This window comes from Aliamphritea hakodatensis, from assembly GCF_024347195.1.
GTDB lineage: Bacteria > Pseudomonadota > Gammaproteobacteria > Pseudomonadales > Balneatricaceae > Amphritea > Amphritea hakodatensis.
Map to the genome: position 1 here is coordinate 3,590,430 of NZ_AP025281.1, position 15,981 is coordinate 3,606,410.

The 15,981-nt window shown below is 51.5% G+C and carries 16 protein-coding genes; 9 read left to right on the plus strand and 7 right to left on the minus strand.

Translation table 11 applies throughout. From position 1 onward, the window contains the following. Nucleotides 1-9 precede the first annotated feature (9 nt). On the minus strand, nt 10-993 hold the full coding sequence (locus PCI15_RS16445) for a GlxA family transcriptional regulator (RefSeq protein ID WP_271271015.1): 984 nt from the start codon (nt 991-993) through the stop codon (nt 10-12). A 109-nt stretch (nt 994-1,102) separates the two neighbouring features. Here PCI15_RS16445 and PCI15_RS16450 point away from each other — a divergent pair, with 109 nt between their 5' ends. From PCI15_RS16450 to PCI15_RS16485, 8 genes are all read left to right on the plus strand, one after another. Then, nucleotides 1,103-1,942 (plus strand): Imm44 family immunity protein, encoded by an 840-nt coding sequence (locus PCI15_RS16450; RefSeq protein ID WP_271271016.1) that lies wholly within the window; start codon nt 1,103-1,105, stop codon nt 1,940-1,942. A gap of 56 nt (nt 1,943-1,998) precedes the next feature. Further along, nucleotides 1,999-2,643: a class I SAM-dependent methyltransferase gene (locus tag PCI15_RS16455; protein WP_271271017.1), complete on the plus strand. Its 645-nt coding sequence runs from the start codon at nt 1,999-2,001 to the stop codon at nt 2,641-2,643. Nucleotides 2,644-2,917: 274 nt separating this feature from the next. Then, entirely contained in the window at nt 2,918-3,385 is a 468-nt protein-coding gene (locus PCI15_RS16460; protein WP_271271018.1) for a hypothetical protein, read from the plus strand. A gap of 492 nt (nt 3,386-3,877) precedes the next feature. Beyond that, complete coding sequence (locus PCI15_RS16465; protein ID WP_271271019.1) at nt 3,878-4,666, plus strand: cyclase family protein; 789 nt, start codon at nt 3,878-3,880, stop codon at nt 4,664-4,666. Nucleotides 4,667-4,751: 85 nt separating this feature from the next. Beyond that, the gene (locus PCI15_RS16470) at nt 4,752-4,952 is read left to right on the plus strand and encodes a hypothetical protein (protein ID WP_271271020.1); all 201 of its coding nucleotides are present in this window, start codon (nt 4,752-4,754) and stop codon (nt 4,950-4,952) included. Between the two features lie 490 nt (nt 4,953-5,442). Next, a complete protein-coding gene (locus PCI15_RS16475; RefSeq protein ID WP_271271021.1) occupies nt 5,443-5,796 on the plus strand; it encodes a hypothetical protein in 354 nt (117 codons plus the stop codon). Between the two features lie 188 nt (nt 5,797-5,984). Continuing rightward, entirely contained in the window at nt 5,985-6,419 is a 435-nt protein-coding gene (gene ybiA / locus PCI15_RS16480; RefSeq protein WP_271271022.1) for a riboflavin biosynthesis intermediates N-glycosidase, read from the plus strand. A gap of 206 nt (nt 6,420-6,625) precedes the next feature. After that, a complete protein-coding gene (locus PCI15_RS16485; RefSeq protein ID WP_271271023.1) occupies nt 6,626-7,132 on the plus strand; it encodes a hypothetical protein in 507 nt (168 codons plus the stop codon). 287 nt (nt 7,133-7,419) lie between these two features. Here PCI15_RS16485 and PCI15_RS16490 read toward each other — a convergent pair whose 3' ends face one another. The 6 genes from PCI15_RS16490 to PCI15_RS16515 all read right to left on the minus strand — a co-directional run bounded on the left by PCI15_RS16490 (nt 7,420) and on the right by PCI15_RS16515 (nt 13,692). Continuing rightward, on the minus strand, nt 7,420-9,168 hold the full coding sequence (locus tag PCI15_RS16490; RefSeq protein WP_376787819.1) for an ABC transporter substrate-binding protein: 1,749 nt from the start codon (nt 9,166-9,168) through the stop codon (nt 7,420-7,422). A gap of 221 nt (nt 9,169-9,389) precedes the next feature. Next, complete coding sequence (locus tag PCI15_RS16495; RefSeq protein WP_205658191.1) at nt 9,390-9,662, minus strand: DUF2160 domain-containing protein; 273 nt, start codon at nt 9,660-9,662, stop codon at nt 9,390-9,392. A gap of 154 nt (nt 9,663-9,816) precedes the next feature. Next, nucleotides 9,817-10,623, minus strand: a complete 807-nt coding sequence (locus PCI15_RS16500; RefSeq protein ID WP_271271024.1) for a carbohydrate ABC transporter permease — start codon at nt 10,621-10,623, stop codon at nt 9,817-9,819. A gap of 11 nt (nt 10,624-10,634) precedes the next feature. Continuing rightward, the gene (locus PCI15_RS16505; protein WP_271271025.1) at nt 10,635-11,501 is read right to left on the minus strand and encodes a carbohydrate ABC transporter permease; all 867 of its coding nucleotides are present in this window, start codon (nt 11,499-11,501) and stop codon (nt 10,635-10,637) included. Next, a complete protein-coding gene (locus tag PCI15_RS16510) occupies nt 11,494-12,597 on the minus strand; it encodes an ABC transporter ATP-binding protein (protein WP_271271026.1) in 1,104 nt (367 codons plus the stop codon). Before PCI15_RS16510 ends, PCI15_RS16505 begins: the two co-directional genes overlap by 8 nt. Nucleotides 12,598-12,600: 3 nt before the next feature. Further along, nucleotides 12,601-13,692, minus strand: a complete 1,092-nt coding sequence (locus PCI15_RS16515; protein ID WP_271271027.1) for an ABC transporter ATP-binding protein — start codon at nt 13,690-13,692, stop codon at nt 12,601-12,603. A gap of 340 nt (nt 13,693-14,032) precedes the next feature. On the opposite strand from PCI15_RS16515, the gene PCI15_RS16520 reads away from it, so the two are divergent. Further along, nucleotides 14,033-15,976: a sigma-54-dependent Fis family transcriptional regulator gene (locus tag PCI15_RS16520; protein WP_271271028.1), complete on the plus strand. Its 1,944-nt coding sequence runs from the start codon at nt 14,033-14,035 to the stop codon at nt 15,974-15,976. Nucleotides 15,977-15,981: the final 5 nt, after the last annotated feature.

Consider the following 15,981-nt stretch of genomic DNA (forward strand, 5'->3'; position numbering starts at 1 on the left):
ACCGCAAAGCTACCGGGCCAGCTTCAGTTGCCGGCCCAGTAATTTCGGTGAACAGCCAAACTGATCTTTAACGTTTTTACTGAAGTGTGAGGTGCTGGAGAATCCGCAGGCAATGGAAATTTCGGTAATACTCTTGCTGGTTTTTTGCAGTAGCTCCCTTGCCCGGTTCAGCCGCAGCTCCATGTAATAACGGGACGGCTGGCTGTCCAGATACTTCCTGAACAGCCGTTCCACCTGCCGGCGGGAAATGCCCAACAAATCGGAAATCTCCTGCAAAGACAGCGGTTCCTCAATATTCGACTCCATCAGCAAAATGGCATCCTGCAAACAGGCCGGCAGATACACAGACTGCTGCCGGCTGTGCGCCCCCCGCTGAGACTCACCGGACGGACGGGTGCGGTACACCAACCGGTCAGACACGGCTCTGGCCAGGGTCTGACCATGTGCCTCGCCGACAAAATGCAGCAGTAAATCCTGCACATCACTGCCACCGGCACAGCTGAAACGGTCCTTATCCACCACATATAACTGTGAACTGAGCATCAGACGGGGATACTCCTCCTGCAACGCCGCCAGATACTCCCAGTGAGTGGTACAGGCATAATCATCCAGCAAGCCCGCCCGGGCCAGCGGATAACTGCCCGCTCCGAAGGCACCGATCTCCAGACTGAAATGCCCTGCCTGCCGCAGCCAGCGCAGCACCTGCGGGTCATCACAATCCTGACCGCCGCACACAATCAGCTTATCCAGCCGCGCCGGATCAAGCCTCTGAATTCCCTGCTGCACCCCCACCTCAAAACCTTCCTCCGACAGCACCGCCAAACCATCCCGGCTGCAGAGCGTCCAGCGATACAAGGTCTGCTCCGCCAGCTTATTGGCGTTACTCAGCACAGCGACTGCTGCACTCAGACACGCCATTGCCGTTCCCGGCAGTAGCAGAAATGCAATTTCCTCTGCCTTCTCAACCCGCTGTGGCCCGGTAAGCATATTCATCGCAGCGGGATCAGCTTCTTTACCAAAAGCAGGCCGTATCACCACCCCGGAATTAACAGGTGGAAAATCACGGTCACGGTAAAGCTGAGGCACATGCAAAGGCAGGGAATTGACAGACGAGCTGACAGAGGAACCGAGAAACACAGGTTTAGATAGCAAATTCATAGGCGCGGGCCATACAACAGGCAGATTATTATTGTTTGCCGAACTTACCCCGATAATAGCCCCGCCGGCTCTACCCGTAAATTTGATAATTTATATAGAAGCTATGAGAATTTCTGTTAGCAAGAGCAAACCAAATGCTCCCAAAACGGCTAACCTGACTAAAAGAAACAGAGAAGAATACAAAACTGAACCTGAAATACAGGCACGTATTCTGTTGATTAACGCCGTCCTGAAGAAATCAAAAGACATGTCCCATAGTTCAACCCGACAACGTTCAACACTGCTTTGTCTCTGTACCCGACCAACCGGGCAGAATCCATTCAGCGGCCCGGCAACTCAAAAAGGTTTTGATATGAAATTCTTTTTAAGCGGAGAAATTGATGCTAGCCACCCGCACGACCTGATTGACAAAAAGTTTCAAACCGCCAGCGCCTTTGTCACCGAAAAATTAACACCTGTTCTCGAAGCAACCGATTATGGCTCTGAAGTACTTGAACTAAATATTATTCCGATCATCATGAAGCTACCGCCATCCATGGAAAATGCAGGCTGGTTTAAAGAGCGAAAATTATTTCAGCGTAAACAGAAATCAACAGATTTCAGACTGCGGATAGATTACGACGCATTTTGTAATGGTGATGATAAGCTGCGGGTAAGATTAATTTTTGACAATATAATTCAGTCCGTCCGAATCCTGAAAAGCCGTACCAGCAAGCACTTTCAGGGAGCACAGTTAGAAAAAGATATCACTGAATGTTTTAATCAAAACATTCAATCCGTTTGACCCTGTAAAGAATTCATCAATAAATACGCTTCACCCCGTTAACAAGGAAGAACATTTTGGAAACTCAGTTAAAGGAATACTATAAAAACCGTGCCACAGAGTTTGATCAAATCTACACAAGGCCGGAGCGGCAAAAAGACATCCGACAACTCACACACTTTCTGCAATGTACTCTGGCCGGCAAACATGTACTGGAAATAGCCTGTGGTACAGGATTCTGGACACATAAATACAGTACTGATACCGCCAGTGTTCTGGCCACAGATTACAACGAAGCAGTGCTCGAGGTCGCAAAAAGCAAAGAGTATTCAAATCCCAATATCACCTTTATCACCGACGATGCCTACAGCCTCAGCAATGTGCGCCAAAAAGCCAATGCCTGCTATGCAGGATTCTGGCTTTCACACGTCAATAAGAACAATCTCAGCTCATTCATAGAAACCCTGCACGAAAACCTCGAACCGGGCAGTGCTGTTATTTTTGCGGATAATCTCTACGTTGAAGGTAACAGTACTCCGGTCAGCCGCCGGGATGCAGCGGGGAATACCTACCAGACCCGCACCCTGAAAGACGGCACCCAGCACGAAATACTTAAAAACTTCATCACTGAAGAAGACTTCCGCACCTTACTGGGTGACCGCGTGAAAAACCTGCACTATCAACAACTGCAGTACTTCTGGTACGGGTATTACGAGGTATAGCTGAAGCTGGAATGCATCCCCAGGTAAGCGGGAAACTCACTCTGAAACAAAAAAAGTTAACGCTGGCCTTCCGTATCACGTGACGCATAATAGCCCGCAAATATTTCTGCAGAACCTGTGCAGACGCCGGTAAAAACAATCCGGCGATACAACTACATAATACAGATACCTATGACAAGCAATGGCCCTTTTAACACAGGGCTTCAGATCAGACCGGAAACCGGTGTAACCAAGCTGCCGCGCAGGTTTCCTCCGTAAAATCATAGGAGTCAGTATGTCAGCCCCCATTCATTCAGAACATTACGAAAGCAATAAACCTCAGGCCGGACGACGCTTTAAAGACGCTTTACCTGCCCTCATCCGGATCATTCCCACGGTAATCATTGTCCACCTGATTCCGGTTGTCGCCATTGAAAATCTGATAACCGTCATGGGCTTACTGTCAGCAGACACGCAAACATTTGTCACTGATCACGTGAATCTGGTCATTGTCATCTCTGCAATTCTGGTAATGATTCAACTGATCGTCTGGCGATTTAAACGCAACCCAAAAGACACAAAGTTTATCTCCATGACCTTAATGTCGCTGCCGTTCATGGCGGTGCTGATTCTGATAAAAATACTCATCGCCACAACCGGAATGCAAACGCTGCTGACCGGAGTTTCAGCGCTGGCGGTCGTGGCACTGATTCCCGTCGGCGTCGTTGCTGTTAAGAAAATGCACGGTTCAGCGTCACGGTAACGGTAACGGTTCCTTAGCATTCGCTGCTGCACGGTATCATTGACTCAAAATCAGGCGCCTCTGCGCCTGATTCTCTGACCGCTTTCTTACCAGCTAATCACTCAGGTTCGAGTAAAGGATAACGGACTGTTATGTCACCACACCCGGCCTACTGAGTATTTCTTTAGCATAAAAGGCCGGAAAGGCGCGATGAACTGATTTCCCACCCTGATTGTTATATTCACCGCCCTCCTGACATAAGGAAGAGTTAACCCGCAGTATTGCCACCAAAGCGCTGACAGCATGCGATTAGTCACCTCATTAATCGCTCAGACCGTTGAGCGATATCTACAGACAGATCAACCCGGGGAATTACGCGCCCGGAAGGAGAGACCTGAAGATCTTATCTGCCACTGTGATGGATTTAACGGCTTCTCAGTAAACCGCCTGACTTACACTTCCTGACCGCCTGTCGCCAACAGGCATCAGGACTCATCATGTCAGGAGACGCTTATGAAACGCTTTATATGCTCAGTATTCCTTTCAGCGGTATCCCTCACTGCATATGCAGACAACCTGTTTAAAGGACAATGGATCGATCTAACCCACGATTTTTCAGAAGAGGCCATTTACTGGCCCACAGCAGACGGTTTTAAACAGGAGAAGGTTTTTCAGGGCCGGACAGATGCCGGATTCTATTACACGGCCTACAATTTCAGCGGTGCTGAACACGGTGGTACACACGTCGACTCACCCATTCATTTTGCCGAGAACCGCAACACCGTCGATCAGATCCCGGTAGATCAGTTGATAGGGCCGGGCGTCGTCATCCGGATTACCGATAAAGCCCAAAAAGACCGCAACTATCAGGTCACCACTGAAGATATTCTAAGCTGGGAAGCCCAAAACGGCAGACTGCCGGATGGCAGTATCCTGCTGATCGACAGCGGCTCAGGTAAATTCTGGCCTGACAAAAAAGCCTACATGGGCACTGCTGAACGGGGTCAGGAAGCCGTTCCCAAACTGAAGTTTCCGGGCATTCATCCGGATACTGCCCAGTTTTTAGTGTCAGAGAGAAACATAAAAGCCGTCGGCATCGACTCCCCCAGTATTGATTACGGCAGCTCTACCCTGTTCGGTACCCATACAATCCTGTTTGAGAAAAATATACCCGGACTGGAAAATGTCGCAAATCTTGATCAGCTTCCCTTAAAAGATTTTACCCTGGTTGGCTTACCGATGAAGATCGCCAACGGCAGCGGCGCACCGTTACGTATCGTCGCTTTCATTCCTGCTGACTGAACGCAAGTGTCCGGCTTCAGACAGACCTGACAGCCGGCCCTTCTGCCGCGCGGCCGTCACAGAGTTTTAAAAACGGATACCCTAGATGAAAACCCTCATCATCACCTGTGTTATAGGGCTGCTAACAGCCTGCAGCAACGAAGAGATCTACAGCCAGATTCAGGAAGATCAGCGCAGAGCCTGCCTTGATCTGCCCCAGACCGCCACTGATGCCTGTTTACGGCAGTATTCCCCCTCCTATCAGGAATATGAGGAATCCAGGCAGAAAACCACTAAACACTTGTAGGCAATCCAATTGCTACGCTTACCAGCGTCAGATCTTATTTCGGCAGAACTGAAATCACACCCACAAAGATCATCCGGATACAAACAAAACTCCCCGCAGGTACCTCAGCCCGGGCACTCAAAATGCCTGAGCACCAACCGCTTATCTGTATCTGTTCATTACCGGCACCGCTCAGGCAAACAGCACTGGATCAGAAAAGAAACATTCTGCAGAATCCGAAAAATAGTTAACACTGCAATCACCGTTCAGAACACCGCGTCACTAACGTAACAAAAGCACTGATAGCATCTACAATGGTTATTACCTGTAAAAGCAGTGGTTACGTCAGACGGAGGGCTTTTCGTTCAGCGTTACCTTTAATCGCACCGATAAACCGCAGTAGCGACTGACAAAATACGTCACGGATAACATCTCCCGCCCTCTGACCCGCCTGAAAAAAATTCGGGAAGTAACCACACCCGTATTCAAAGATGTTAAGGAGGAACAGCAAATGCGTCACTCACTGATCATATGCATGTTCATATCTCTGGCCGGCGTTACATGGGCTACGCCTGATCTAAATGAAGCCGCCGACGACGTTTGCGCCTGTATGGAAGCACCCTACGCACAGATTGAACAGGCCATGGAAATGCTCAATGCCGCCCAGGCGTCAGGAGATACCAGTGCACTGATCGCAGCACAGGGTGAAATGATGGGCGTGATCAACGCGGCCAGCCAATGCTTTAATGAACTGTCGGTAAAATATCCGGAAATCAGCCAGAGCCAGGATTTACAGCAACAGGTGATGGCGATAGCCGACGAGCAGTGCCCGAACCCCGCCGATACGATGTTTTCGAATCAGTAAACCGGTATCCGGCACCGAGATACAGATACCCGCGATGTAACAGCTGATCGCAAGGCCTGTGCCAGACTTATTTACCTGACAGTTGATGCTCTGCCTGCCAGACATAACCGAAAAACTCATTGTAGGAATACTCTCCGACGGCCTCTGTAGCACCTGTTCTGATGAGATTAAAACCTGGCTGAACAACGATGACGATTTACTTCTATACCAAAACTGATCCTTACGGAGAGTTCTCCAATTTCTCGAAACATGGCATCGAAATAGATGCGGAGTGGTGGCCGACAGTTGAGCACTATTTTCAGGCACAGAAGTTCACTGATCAGGATTATAAAAACCGCATTCAGACAGCCCATACAGCCAAACAGGCCGCAGAACTGGGCAGAAGCAGAAAAATACCGCTACGCAGTGACTGGGAAGCGGTTAAAGATGAAATTATGTACCGGGCCGTGTTACAGAAATTCAAAACCCACCAGGCACTTACCGCTCTTTTGCTGTCAACCGCACAGGAAGAGATTGTCGAAAACGCCCCCGGTGATTACTACTGGGGCAGCGGTAAAGATGGCACAGGCTTAAACAAACTCGGCAAAATACTCATGCGTGTACGCAATGATATTCGGCCATGATTTTGCCCCCTGACAGATCCGGCTGCCTGCTTATCCCCTGACCACACAAAAGCTTTTGCTCTTTTGGATATCCGGTCACCGATCCGGTGTCTGTATCCTGTAATTTGCCCGGCCCTGTTTCCCCACCTATCTTTTACTGAAAGGAAATCTTTTCAGAATAATGTTTCGAGCGAACATTTCACTGATCAGGTATGAGGAGCTCAGGGATGATGAAACTGTTAAAATACATAGCCCTCGCGCTTGCCGCCATCGTGGCTTTCCTCATCGGGCTCACCCTGCTTTTCGCCTTCGTTATCCCCAACCCACTGGGCGTTAACGACAGGCACATAATCTGGCAGGCAAATGAGTTTGGCATCTATGAAAGCTTAAGGGTCCGCGAACATCTGAATACGCATAATAAATGCCCTGAAAACATGCCAGACTGGCGCAGTAAAAGCCGGCGCCCTGAATATGACTACGAAATATGGATCCCCAAGAACGCAAAAGTCCACAAAAGCGTGCCTCTCTGGTATCAGTGTGACGACAATCTCGACTTCGAAATCTGGATTCGGTACGGCATCGATGCCGACCTAACTATTACCGGCGGCAGGCAAAAAAACCTGACCATCCGCTATGGACACTTTACCGAGTTCCAGTACTTAGAATTAGAAGAAGGAATTTCGGACGCTGAAGTCCGACGTTTGCTCTCAGAAGAAAGGATCATACGGGAGTAATCTTATTTCCGGCACATCATCCGATGTACTCACACGTGGGCAGATTCTGTTGCAACCCGGTTTTTGTTGAAACAAAGCCTGCACAACAGCGGACAAAAAAGATGTGTATCTGAAGGTCAGCCGGCTGTATAAAAAAATGCTTACCCACCCCAGGCAGGCAGGTAAGCACTGAACAGTTGTTCAAAAGCATGAACACTGCACAGCGGTGCCGGGCAGACTACCCGCTGTGCAGTGATTTTCAGTCAGGCAGCATGGCTGCCTGTTAAGCTGTCAGATCAGCTTGCGGTTCAGTTCTTAGCGACTTTCGCAGCATCCTTCCAGCTTTGCAGCAGGTCGTCGTATGCAACGGTTTCACCCTGAGGCTTCTCGTTAGCCAGCTTGGCTTTCGGAGCACCCGGCTTGGCCAGCCATTCCTGCGGATCAACCTTAGGATTCAGCTTAGGACCACACTCGCCCTGAACACCGGCACGCTCCAGACGCTTAAGGACTTTGTCCTGTGCAGCCGCCAGACCATCCAGTGCTTTCTGTGGCGTTTTCTCACCGTTTGCCGCTTCAGCAATATACTGCCACCACAGCTGCGCCAGTTTCGGATAATCCGGAACGTTAGTACCGGTTGGCGTCCACTGGGTACGCGCAGGGCTGCGGTAGAATTCCACCAGACCGCCCAGCTTAGGTGCTGCGTCGGTCATTGCCTGTGAATTGATATCCGACTCACGGATCGGCGTCAGACCAACCAGGGTCTTCTTCAGAGATACCGTCTTGGACACGGTAAACTGTGCGTACAGCCACGCCGCCAGACGACGATCATCCGGAGTAGACTTCATGAAGGTCCAGGAACCGGTATCCTGATAACCCAGCTTCATGCCTTCTTCCCAGTACGGGCCCTTCGGAGAAGGTGCCATGCGCCATTTCGGCGTACCGTCTTCGTTTACAACCGGCAGGCCATCTTCAATCATGCTGGCGGTAAATGCGGTGTACCAGAAAATCTGCTGAGCAACCGCACCCTGTGCAGGAACAGGACCCGCTTCAGAGAAGGTCATGCCCTGTGCCTGTGGTGGCGCATAATCACGCAGCCAGTCAACATACTTGGTGGTGGCATAGACAGCCGCCGGACCGTTGGTGGCACCGCCGCGGGAAACACTTGCACCCACTGGCTGACAGCCTTCTACACGGATCCCCCATTCATCAACAGGCAGACCGTTTGGCAGGCTCTTGTCACCGGCACCGGCCATGGAGAACCAGGCATCGGTGAAACGCCAGCCCAGTGACGGATCTTTCTTACCGTAATCCATGTGGCCATAAACGCGCTGGCCATCAATTTCCTTCACATGTTTAGAGAAGAATTCAGCAATGTCTTCATAGGCAGACCAGTTCTTCGGTACACCCAGCTCATAGCCGTAGATGTCTTTAAACTGCTTCTTGAGGTCGTCACGGGCGAACCAGTCAGCACGGAACCAGTACAGGTTAGCGAATTGCTGATCCGGAAGCTGATACAGCTTTCCGTCCGGGCCAGTGGTGAAGTCCAGACCGATAAAGTCCTTCAGATCCAGTGTTGGCAGGGTGTAATCCTTACCATCACCTTCCATCATGTCTGATACAGGGAACACTTTACCGTAACGGAAGTGCGTACCGATCAGGTCGGAATCGTTGATGTAGGCATCATAAATGTTACGGCCCGACTGCATCTGTGTCTGCAGCTTCTCAACCACATCGCCTTCCTGAATCAGATCGTGAACAATCTTGATGCCGGTCAGCTCAGTAAAGGCTTTCGCTAAAACCTTGGACTCATACTCGTGAGTCGCAATAGTTTCTGAGGCAACGTTAATCGTCATACCACGGAAAGGTTCGGCCGCTTTCGCAAACCAGGCCAGCTCTTCCAGCTGTTGCTCCTTGGTTAAGGTGGACTGGCCAAACTCTTCAGCTACCCACTTTTGCGCTGCGTCACTGTACTGATCAGCCTGCGCCACTCCCATGGTGGCCATGGAAATCGCTGCGCTTAACAGCAGTCGCTTCGGCCAGTTATTATTTTTTTTCATGATCAACCTCATAAATGAAGATTGTGGTTTAGGAAAGCTGACGGCTAAATCCCAAGCTTAACCGCCGTTTCCTGTATTTACCGGTTCACCTTTAACGGCTCAGTTACCGGTGCGTCTTTCCCCTAACTTACTTTCTTACGCGGTAAAGCCGGTTCCGGCCTGCACGTTGGCAGTGCACAGAATCCTTCACTCAACTCACTCAACATCCCAGCAGAGATGAATTACCCCCAACGCATGACTATGAACAGCCACACGCAGGAAATACCTAATGCTATCCAGAGGGTCATTTCCGTTAACCCGACGTATAGCAAATGAATATATGCACTGGTCAGCAGACCAATGAACAGCCGGTCGCCCCGAGAAGTCTCGATCGGCAAAAAGCCTTTACGCTCCACACAGGGAGACTTGATTTCGTATACCGTCATTGCCACTAAAATTGCCGCAATGGTGGCGAAGAAGATCGCCGTCGGCAGAGTCCATGCCATCCAACCCATAACAGACCCTCCTCTTATACCCGGCCCAGGGCGAAGCCCCGGGCAGTGTGAGTAACGTGATTTCGGACAAACCTGCTCATCCGCAGCCCGGTACAGCCAAACACAGCAGCTCGGTTACGTTTCATGATCATAATGCTCTCCATCATCCGACTCCTTATACCCGGCCCAGGGCAAAACCCTTAGCCACATGGTTACGGACAAACCAGATCACCAGCAGCCCCGGAATGATGGTCAGTACGCCGGCTGCTGCCAGTACCCCCCAATCGATCCCCGACGCCCCGATAGTCCGGGTCATGATGGCGCTGATCGGCTTGGCCTCAACAGAGGTCAGCGTTCTGGCCAGCAACAGTTCTACCCAGGAGAACATGAAGGCGAAGAAGGCCGTCACCCCGATACCGGAACGGATCAGCGGCAGGAAAATCTTGATGAAGAAACGGGGAAAGCTGTAACCGTCGATATAGGCGGTTTCATCAATCTCCCGCGGCACACCGGACATAAAGCCTTCCAGAATCCATACCGCCAGTGGCACGTTGAACAAACAGTGCGCCAGCGCTACCGCCAGATGGGTATCAAACAGCCCGACAGAAGAATAAAGCTGGAAGAACGGCAGCAGGAATACCGCCGGCGGTGCCATACGGTTGGTCAGCAGCCAGAAGAACAGCTGCTTGTCGCCGGCAAACTTATAACGGCTGAAAGCATAGGCCGCCGGTAAGGCCACCATCAGGGTGATGATCACATTCAGGGACACATAGGCCATGGAATTCACATACCCCATGTACCAGGTGGGATCGCTGAAGATCACCGCATAGTTATCCAGCGTGAAATCCTTCGGCCAGAAGGTCAGCTCACCGAGAATCTCTGAATTGCTTTTGAACGACATGTTCAGCAACCAGTAAATCGGCAGTAACACAAAGAAGATATAGGCGCTGATACCCAGCTTCTTTTTAAGACTGTAATTCATTCTGCTATCCCCTACTTCGCCTTATCCAGATGGGTAATGGTGGTGAAGAACAGCCAGCTCACCAGCAATACGATCAGGAAATAGATTAATGAGAAGGCTGCCGCCGGCCCCAGATCGAACTGACCAATCGCCATCTGAGTCAGGGTCTGGCTGAGGAAAGTGGTGGAGTTACCCGGGCCACCGCCGGTCAGGACAAACGGCTCGGTATAGATCATAAAACTGTCCATAAAGCGCAGCAGAATGCCGATCACCAGTACACTTTTCAGCTTTGGCAGTTGGATATAGCGGAAAATCGCCCAGTTTGAAGCACGGTCAATACGCGCCGCCTGATAGTAAGCTTCCGGAATCGCCCGCAGACCTGAGTAGCACAGCAGCGCCACCAGCGACGTCCAGTGCCAGACATCCATCAGCAGGACCGTAAACCAGGCGTCCATTGGATTAGAGGCATAGTTGTAATCAATGCCCAGGCCGTTCAGTGCCCAGCCAAACAGGCCGATATCCGCCCGGCCAAACACCTGCCAGATGGTGCCGATAACGTTCCACGGAATCAGCAGCGGAATGGCCAGCAAAATCAGGCCGGCAGAGGCCGTCCAGCCCCGGGTTGGCATCATCAGCGCCACTGCAATGCCTAACGGAATCTCGATCAGCAGTACCGATCCGGAGAAAATAAACTGCCGCAACAGCGAATCATGTAAGCGTGGGTCATTCAGTACCTCCCGGTACCACTCAGCGCCCACAAAATATGCCGTGTTCTGATCAAAAATATCCTGTACGGAATAGTTCACTACGGTCATCAGCGGAATCACCGCTGAGAAGGCCACCAGCAGGAATACCGGGGTGACCAGAAACCAGGCCTTATTGTTCTCAACCTTATTCATCGTAGGTGTCCTCCACCAGGTATTCGTCGACGTACAGCTTCAGCCACTGTTTCGGAAAGCTGACGTAAGCCTTGCCGGACGGCACTTCCTGATCTTCATCCAGACGGGCTTTCATGGTTTCGCCCCCCAGCCTGAAGGTCAGAATTTTATAAGTGCCCAGATCTTCCACATGGGAAATATCCGCTTCGTAAGCCCCCAGTACCGATTCGCCGGATACATGCACAAACTCAGGGCGAATACCGATCTTCAGATTGTTACCCGGCACCTGGCTGAGGAAATCCACCAGGCCGTCATCCAGCGGGATATCCACCCCGCTGAACGTCACACCGCCGTTGTGCCGCTCAACCTCAACCACGTTCATGCCGGGGCTGCCAATGAAGTAGCCCACAAAGGTATGGTTAGGCGACTCAAACAACTCACGGGGAGTGCCGAACTGCACGATCTGGCCGTTGTACATCACCGCGATCTTGTCGGCGAAAGTTGAGGCTTCCAACTGATCGTGGGTTACATACACCATGGTGATATTGAACTGCTCATGGATCTGCTTCAGCTTGCGGCGAAGTTTCCATTTCAGATGCGGGTCGATCACCGTTAACGGTTCATCGAACAGGATGGCAGACACGTCATCCCGGACCAGCCCGCGGCCCATAGATACTTTCTGCTTCTCATCGGCGGTCAGGTTCTTGGCCTTATTCTTCAGCATGTCCTGCAGTTCAAGAATCTCTGCAATTTCCAGCACTTTGGCCTGCACCTTGGCTTCCGGCACCTTCATATTCCGCAGCGGAAAAGCCAGGTTGTCGAACACTGTCATGGAGTCGTAAATCACCGGGAACTGGAAAACCTGCGCGATGTTGCGGGTTTCCGGCGGAATCTCATTTACCCGTTTGCCGTCAAACAGCACATCACCGTCCGACGGCGACAACAGCCCGGAAATAATATTCAGCAGGGTACTTTTGCCGCAGCCCGAAGGCCCCAGCAATGCATAAGCACCGCCCTGTTTCCAGACATGATCCATTTCACGGATGGCATAATCCGCCGGCCCTTTCGGCGCATCGGAATAACTGTGCGCCAGCGCTTTCAGATGTATTTCTGCCATGCCTTATTCCCCCGTATACATCCGGCCCGGCGCCTGCAACATGCGGCCATCCAGACTGAAGACAAATAGTTTATGGGTTGGCAGATACACCTTAATGGACGTATCCGTATGATATTCATGCACCCCGGAAAGCTGGGCCACGAGATTGAAATGATCATTGCGTACATGCATAAAGGTTTCTGAACCGCTGATTTCCGCGATCTCTACCTTAACCGCCACTTCCAGATCATCATCCCCGTGGGGTACCAGGCCAATATGGCTCGGCCGCACACCGAAATAATAATCACCGGGCTGCAGGCCACGAATGTCCTGATTCAGTGGAAAATGCACCGTGCTGTCGAAGGTCACTTCAGCTTCAGATACCTGGCCGCGGATCAGGTTAATCGGCGGCTCACTGAACAGTTCCGCCGCATCAATGTTTACCGGGTAACGGTATACATCTGAAGACACACCGGTCTGAATCACCTTACCTTCGTGCAGCAAGGTCGTCGTGCCGCCCAGCGCCAGGGCTTCATTTGGCTCAGTAGAGGCGTAAACGGCGATGGAATTCCGGCTGATCAGCAGCTCGCGGATTTCCTGACGCAGCTCCTCACGAAGTTTGTAATCCAGATTTACCAACGGCTCATCAAACAGAATCAGGCTGGCATCTTTCACCAGTGCCCTGGCCATGGCAGTACGTTGCTGCTGACCGCCAGACAGTTCCAACGGGCGGCGCTGCAACAACGCTTCAATGTGCAGCATCTCGGCGGTTTCATTCACCCGGCGGGTAATCTCAGCCTCAGGAACTTTTTCCAGCCGCAGGGGCGAGGCTATATTTTCAAACACCGTCCAGTTGGGGTAATTAATGAACTGCTGATACACCATGGAGATATTGCGCTTCTGTACCGGTACGCCGGTCACATCCACGCCGTTCATCAGAATCTGGCCTGAGGTGGGTTTATCCAGGCCAGCCATCAGACGCATCAGCGAGGTTTTCCCCGCCAGCGTGCGTCCGAGTAAGACATTAAAAGAGCCGGGCTCTAACGTCAGGTTAGCGTCGTCGATATGGATCTGGCCATCCACAACGCGGGTAACATTTTGCAAACAAAGCGACATATATCGGCCTTTATTGTTATTAAAATATCTGCCACATACCTGCCAGCTTACCGGTCAGGGATGTGCGAACTCAGCCTTGGTTCGAATTCGAACCTGAATACTGTCATTTTCTGCAACAAATCAGCAACAATTAAATCAAACAAAAACACAACCCATTGTTTTATAGATATAAATAATAATTTTTACGCATGTGCAATAACGAACATAATTATTCACCACCGAAACACAGTGTTCAGTTCACAATTGACCCTGAACACTATTGAACATATATTCTGAACACTTTCCTGCCCTTTTAAGGCGCATATTTACTATTCGGTAAAGATCAGCTAAAACGTGACCGATGAAAGATAATGACCAGAAACCCGGCAACCTCGGCCACGACCTGCTGATTAAAAGCTCGTGGCAGCGTTGCGACAGCTATGGCCTTGAACAGGACGCTTCCCCGGCGGACTTTGCACTGGCCAGGGGTGAGGTCAGCCATCTGAAAGACAAACACCATTACCTGATCGACACCACCGGGCACGAGGTACTGCCCTTCTATGAGAACATTCTGAATAACTCCAGCTGTTTGATCATTCTCGCCGACCGCGAAGGTCAGGTGCTGAACTGCTGGGGTGACAACCGTTTTATCGACTCAAAGAAGCGCCCCTATTTTCGCGACGGCAACAGCTGGCTGGAACGCCACAACGGCACCAACGCCATCGGTACCGCTATCGAAACCGGGCAGGCGGTTCAGGTGCAGCGGGACGAACACTTTCTGAAATCCAACCGCTTTATGATAGGTTCCGCCGCGCCTATCTATAACACCGAGCGGGAACTGATGGGCGTGCTGGACGTATCCAGCGATGCCTACCTGCCCCAGGCACATACCCTGGGCATGGTAAAGATGATGTCCCAGTCGGTAGAGAACCGGCTGATCTTCAGCAAGTTTGGCGACACCGAATTCCTGATGACCTTCAACACCCACACCGATAACCTCGACAGCCAGTGGGTGGGGCTGATCGCCTTTAATGAAGAAGGCACCATTATCTCCGCCAACCGCCGGGCAGAAATGTTACTGCGCTATGAACTGGCACTGATGAATGTGGAAGAAGTCTTTGGCATTCCCCTGTTTGAACTGAAGAATCAGCCGGAAGGCATTCCGGTGGCCATCAATGCACTGGGCAAATACAAGATGTATGCCCATGTCCGCCGCCCGTCTCAGGCACCGGTCATCGCCCCGGACTTCCGCGAACGCCTGCAACCCCAGCCGGAGCAAGCCTCCCCCTGGCAAAGCATTAACTATGGTGATGCCAAAGTAGAGCGCTGCATTAAGATGGCCAGCACCATCATGGAGCGGGACATTCCCCTGCTGATTCAGGGTGAAACCGCCTCCGGTAAAGAATCCTTTTGCCGGGCACTGCACCGCGCCAGCCAGCGGCGAAACCAGCCGTTTATCATCATTAACTGCGCGTCGCTGTCCGGCAGCACCATTGAAGAAGAGTTATTTGGTCACATTGATGAATACACTGACCAGCCGGTGCCCGGCCTGATACAACAGGCGGATAACGGCACCCTGCTGTTAAAAGAAATCGGCGATATGCCGCTGGATATGCAGGCCCGTTTTCTGCGTATTCTGGAAGAAGGCAGCATCAACCATAGCGGCAGCAAAGCCCGCCACCCCATCGACTTCAAACTGCTGGCCTCCAGCCACAGTAACCTGAAAGACATGGTGGAATCCGGCCTGTTCCGGCAGGACCTGTACTACCGTATCAGCGGCCTGAAACTGGATTATCCGTCCCTGAGTCAGCGTACCGACAAGGTTCAGATCATCCAGCAGATCCACACCGATCTGCGGGAAGACCACCAGCCCCGTTTTCTGTCTGAAGAAGTGATCCAGTTACTGGACAAACACCCCTGGCCCGGCAACTTCCGCCAGCTCAGTAACGTAATTCAGATCGCCCTGCTGATGGCCGATGCCACCGAGATCAAACCCTGGCACCTGCCGGACGACTTCTTTGACGACATTAAGAACAGCGAGCCGATGTCCCCTTCTGCGGCCACTGTTGCTACAGCTATCCCACCGGGACCCGCGACAGAACCTTCAACTGTCACCGCCGCTGCATCAGCAGCCGGATCCTCCCCGGTCACAACCGCGCCAACAATAGCAGCCATCGACCCGCTGGATGAAACCCTGAAGCAGTACAATCTGCATCAGGGCAACATTTCACGCACTGCCAAAGCCCTGAACATCAGCCGTAACACCCTGTATAAACGGCTCCGGGAACTGGGTATCAAGCAGTAAAACCA

What these genes read in the sequence shown, in the direction of transcription:
- ybiA (WP_271271022.1), top strand. Translation starts at nt 5,985, where the DNA reads ATGACGATTTACTTCTATACCAAAACTGATCCTTACGGAGAGTTCTCC.
- PCI15_RS16500 (WP_271271024.1), bottom strand. Translation starts at nt 10,623, where the DNA reads ATGAATTACAGTCTTAAAAAGAAGCTGGGTATCAGCGCCTATATCTTC.
- PCI15_RS16495 (WP_205658191.1), bottom strand. Translation starts at nt 9,662, where the DNA reads ATGGGTTGGATGGCATGGACTCTGCCGACGGCGATCTTCTTCGCCACC.
- PCI15_RS16475 (WP_271271021.1), top strand. Translation starts at nt 5,443, where the DNA reads ATGCGTCACTCACTGATCATATGCATGTTCATATCTCTGGCCGGCGTT.
- PCI15_RS16505 (WP_271271025.1), bottom strand. Translation starts at nt 11,501, where the DNA reads ATGAATAAGGTTGAGAACAATAAGGCCTGGTTTCTGGTCACCCCGGTA.
- PCI15_RS16465 (WP_271271019.1), top strand. Translation starts at nt 3,878, where the DNA reads ATGAAACGCTTTATATGCTCAGTATTCCTTTCAGCGGTATCCCTCACT.
- PCI15_RS16510 (WP_271271026.1), bottom strand. Translation starts at nt 12,597, where the DNA reads ATGGCAGAAATACATCTGAAAGCGCTGGCGCACAGTTATTCCGATGCG.
- PCI15_RS16470 (WP_271271020.1), top strand. Translation starts at nt 4,752, where the DNA reads ATGAAAACCCTCATCATCACCTGTGTTATAGGGCTGCTAACAGCCTGC.
- PCI15_RS16520 (WP_271271028.1), top strand. Translation starts at nt 14,033, where the DNA reads ATGAAAGATAATGACCAGAAACCCGGCAACCTCGGCCACGACCTGCTG.
- PCI15_RS16485 (WP_271271023.1), top strand. Translation starts at nt 6,626, where the DNA reads ATGATGAAACTGTTAAAATACATAGCCCTCGCGCTTGCCGCCATCGTG.
- PCI15_RS16460 (WP_271271018.1), top strand. Translation starts at nt 2,918, where the DNA reads ATGTCAGCCCCCATTCATTCAGAACATTACGAAAGCAATAAACCTCAG.
- PCI15_RS16445 (WP_271271015.1), bottom strand. Translation starts at nt 993, where the DNA reads ATGAATATGCTTACCGGGCCACAGCGGGTTGAGAAGGCAGAGGAAATT.
- PCI15_RS16515 (WP_271271027.1), bottom strand. Translation starts at nt 13,692, where the DNA reads ATGTCGCTTTGTTTGCAAAATGTTACCCGCGTTGTGGATGGCCAGATC.
- PCI15_RS16490 (WP_376787819.1), bottom strand. Translation starts at nt 9,168, where the DNA reads ATGAAAAAAAATAATAACTGGCCGAAGCGACTGCTGTTAAGCGCAGCG.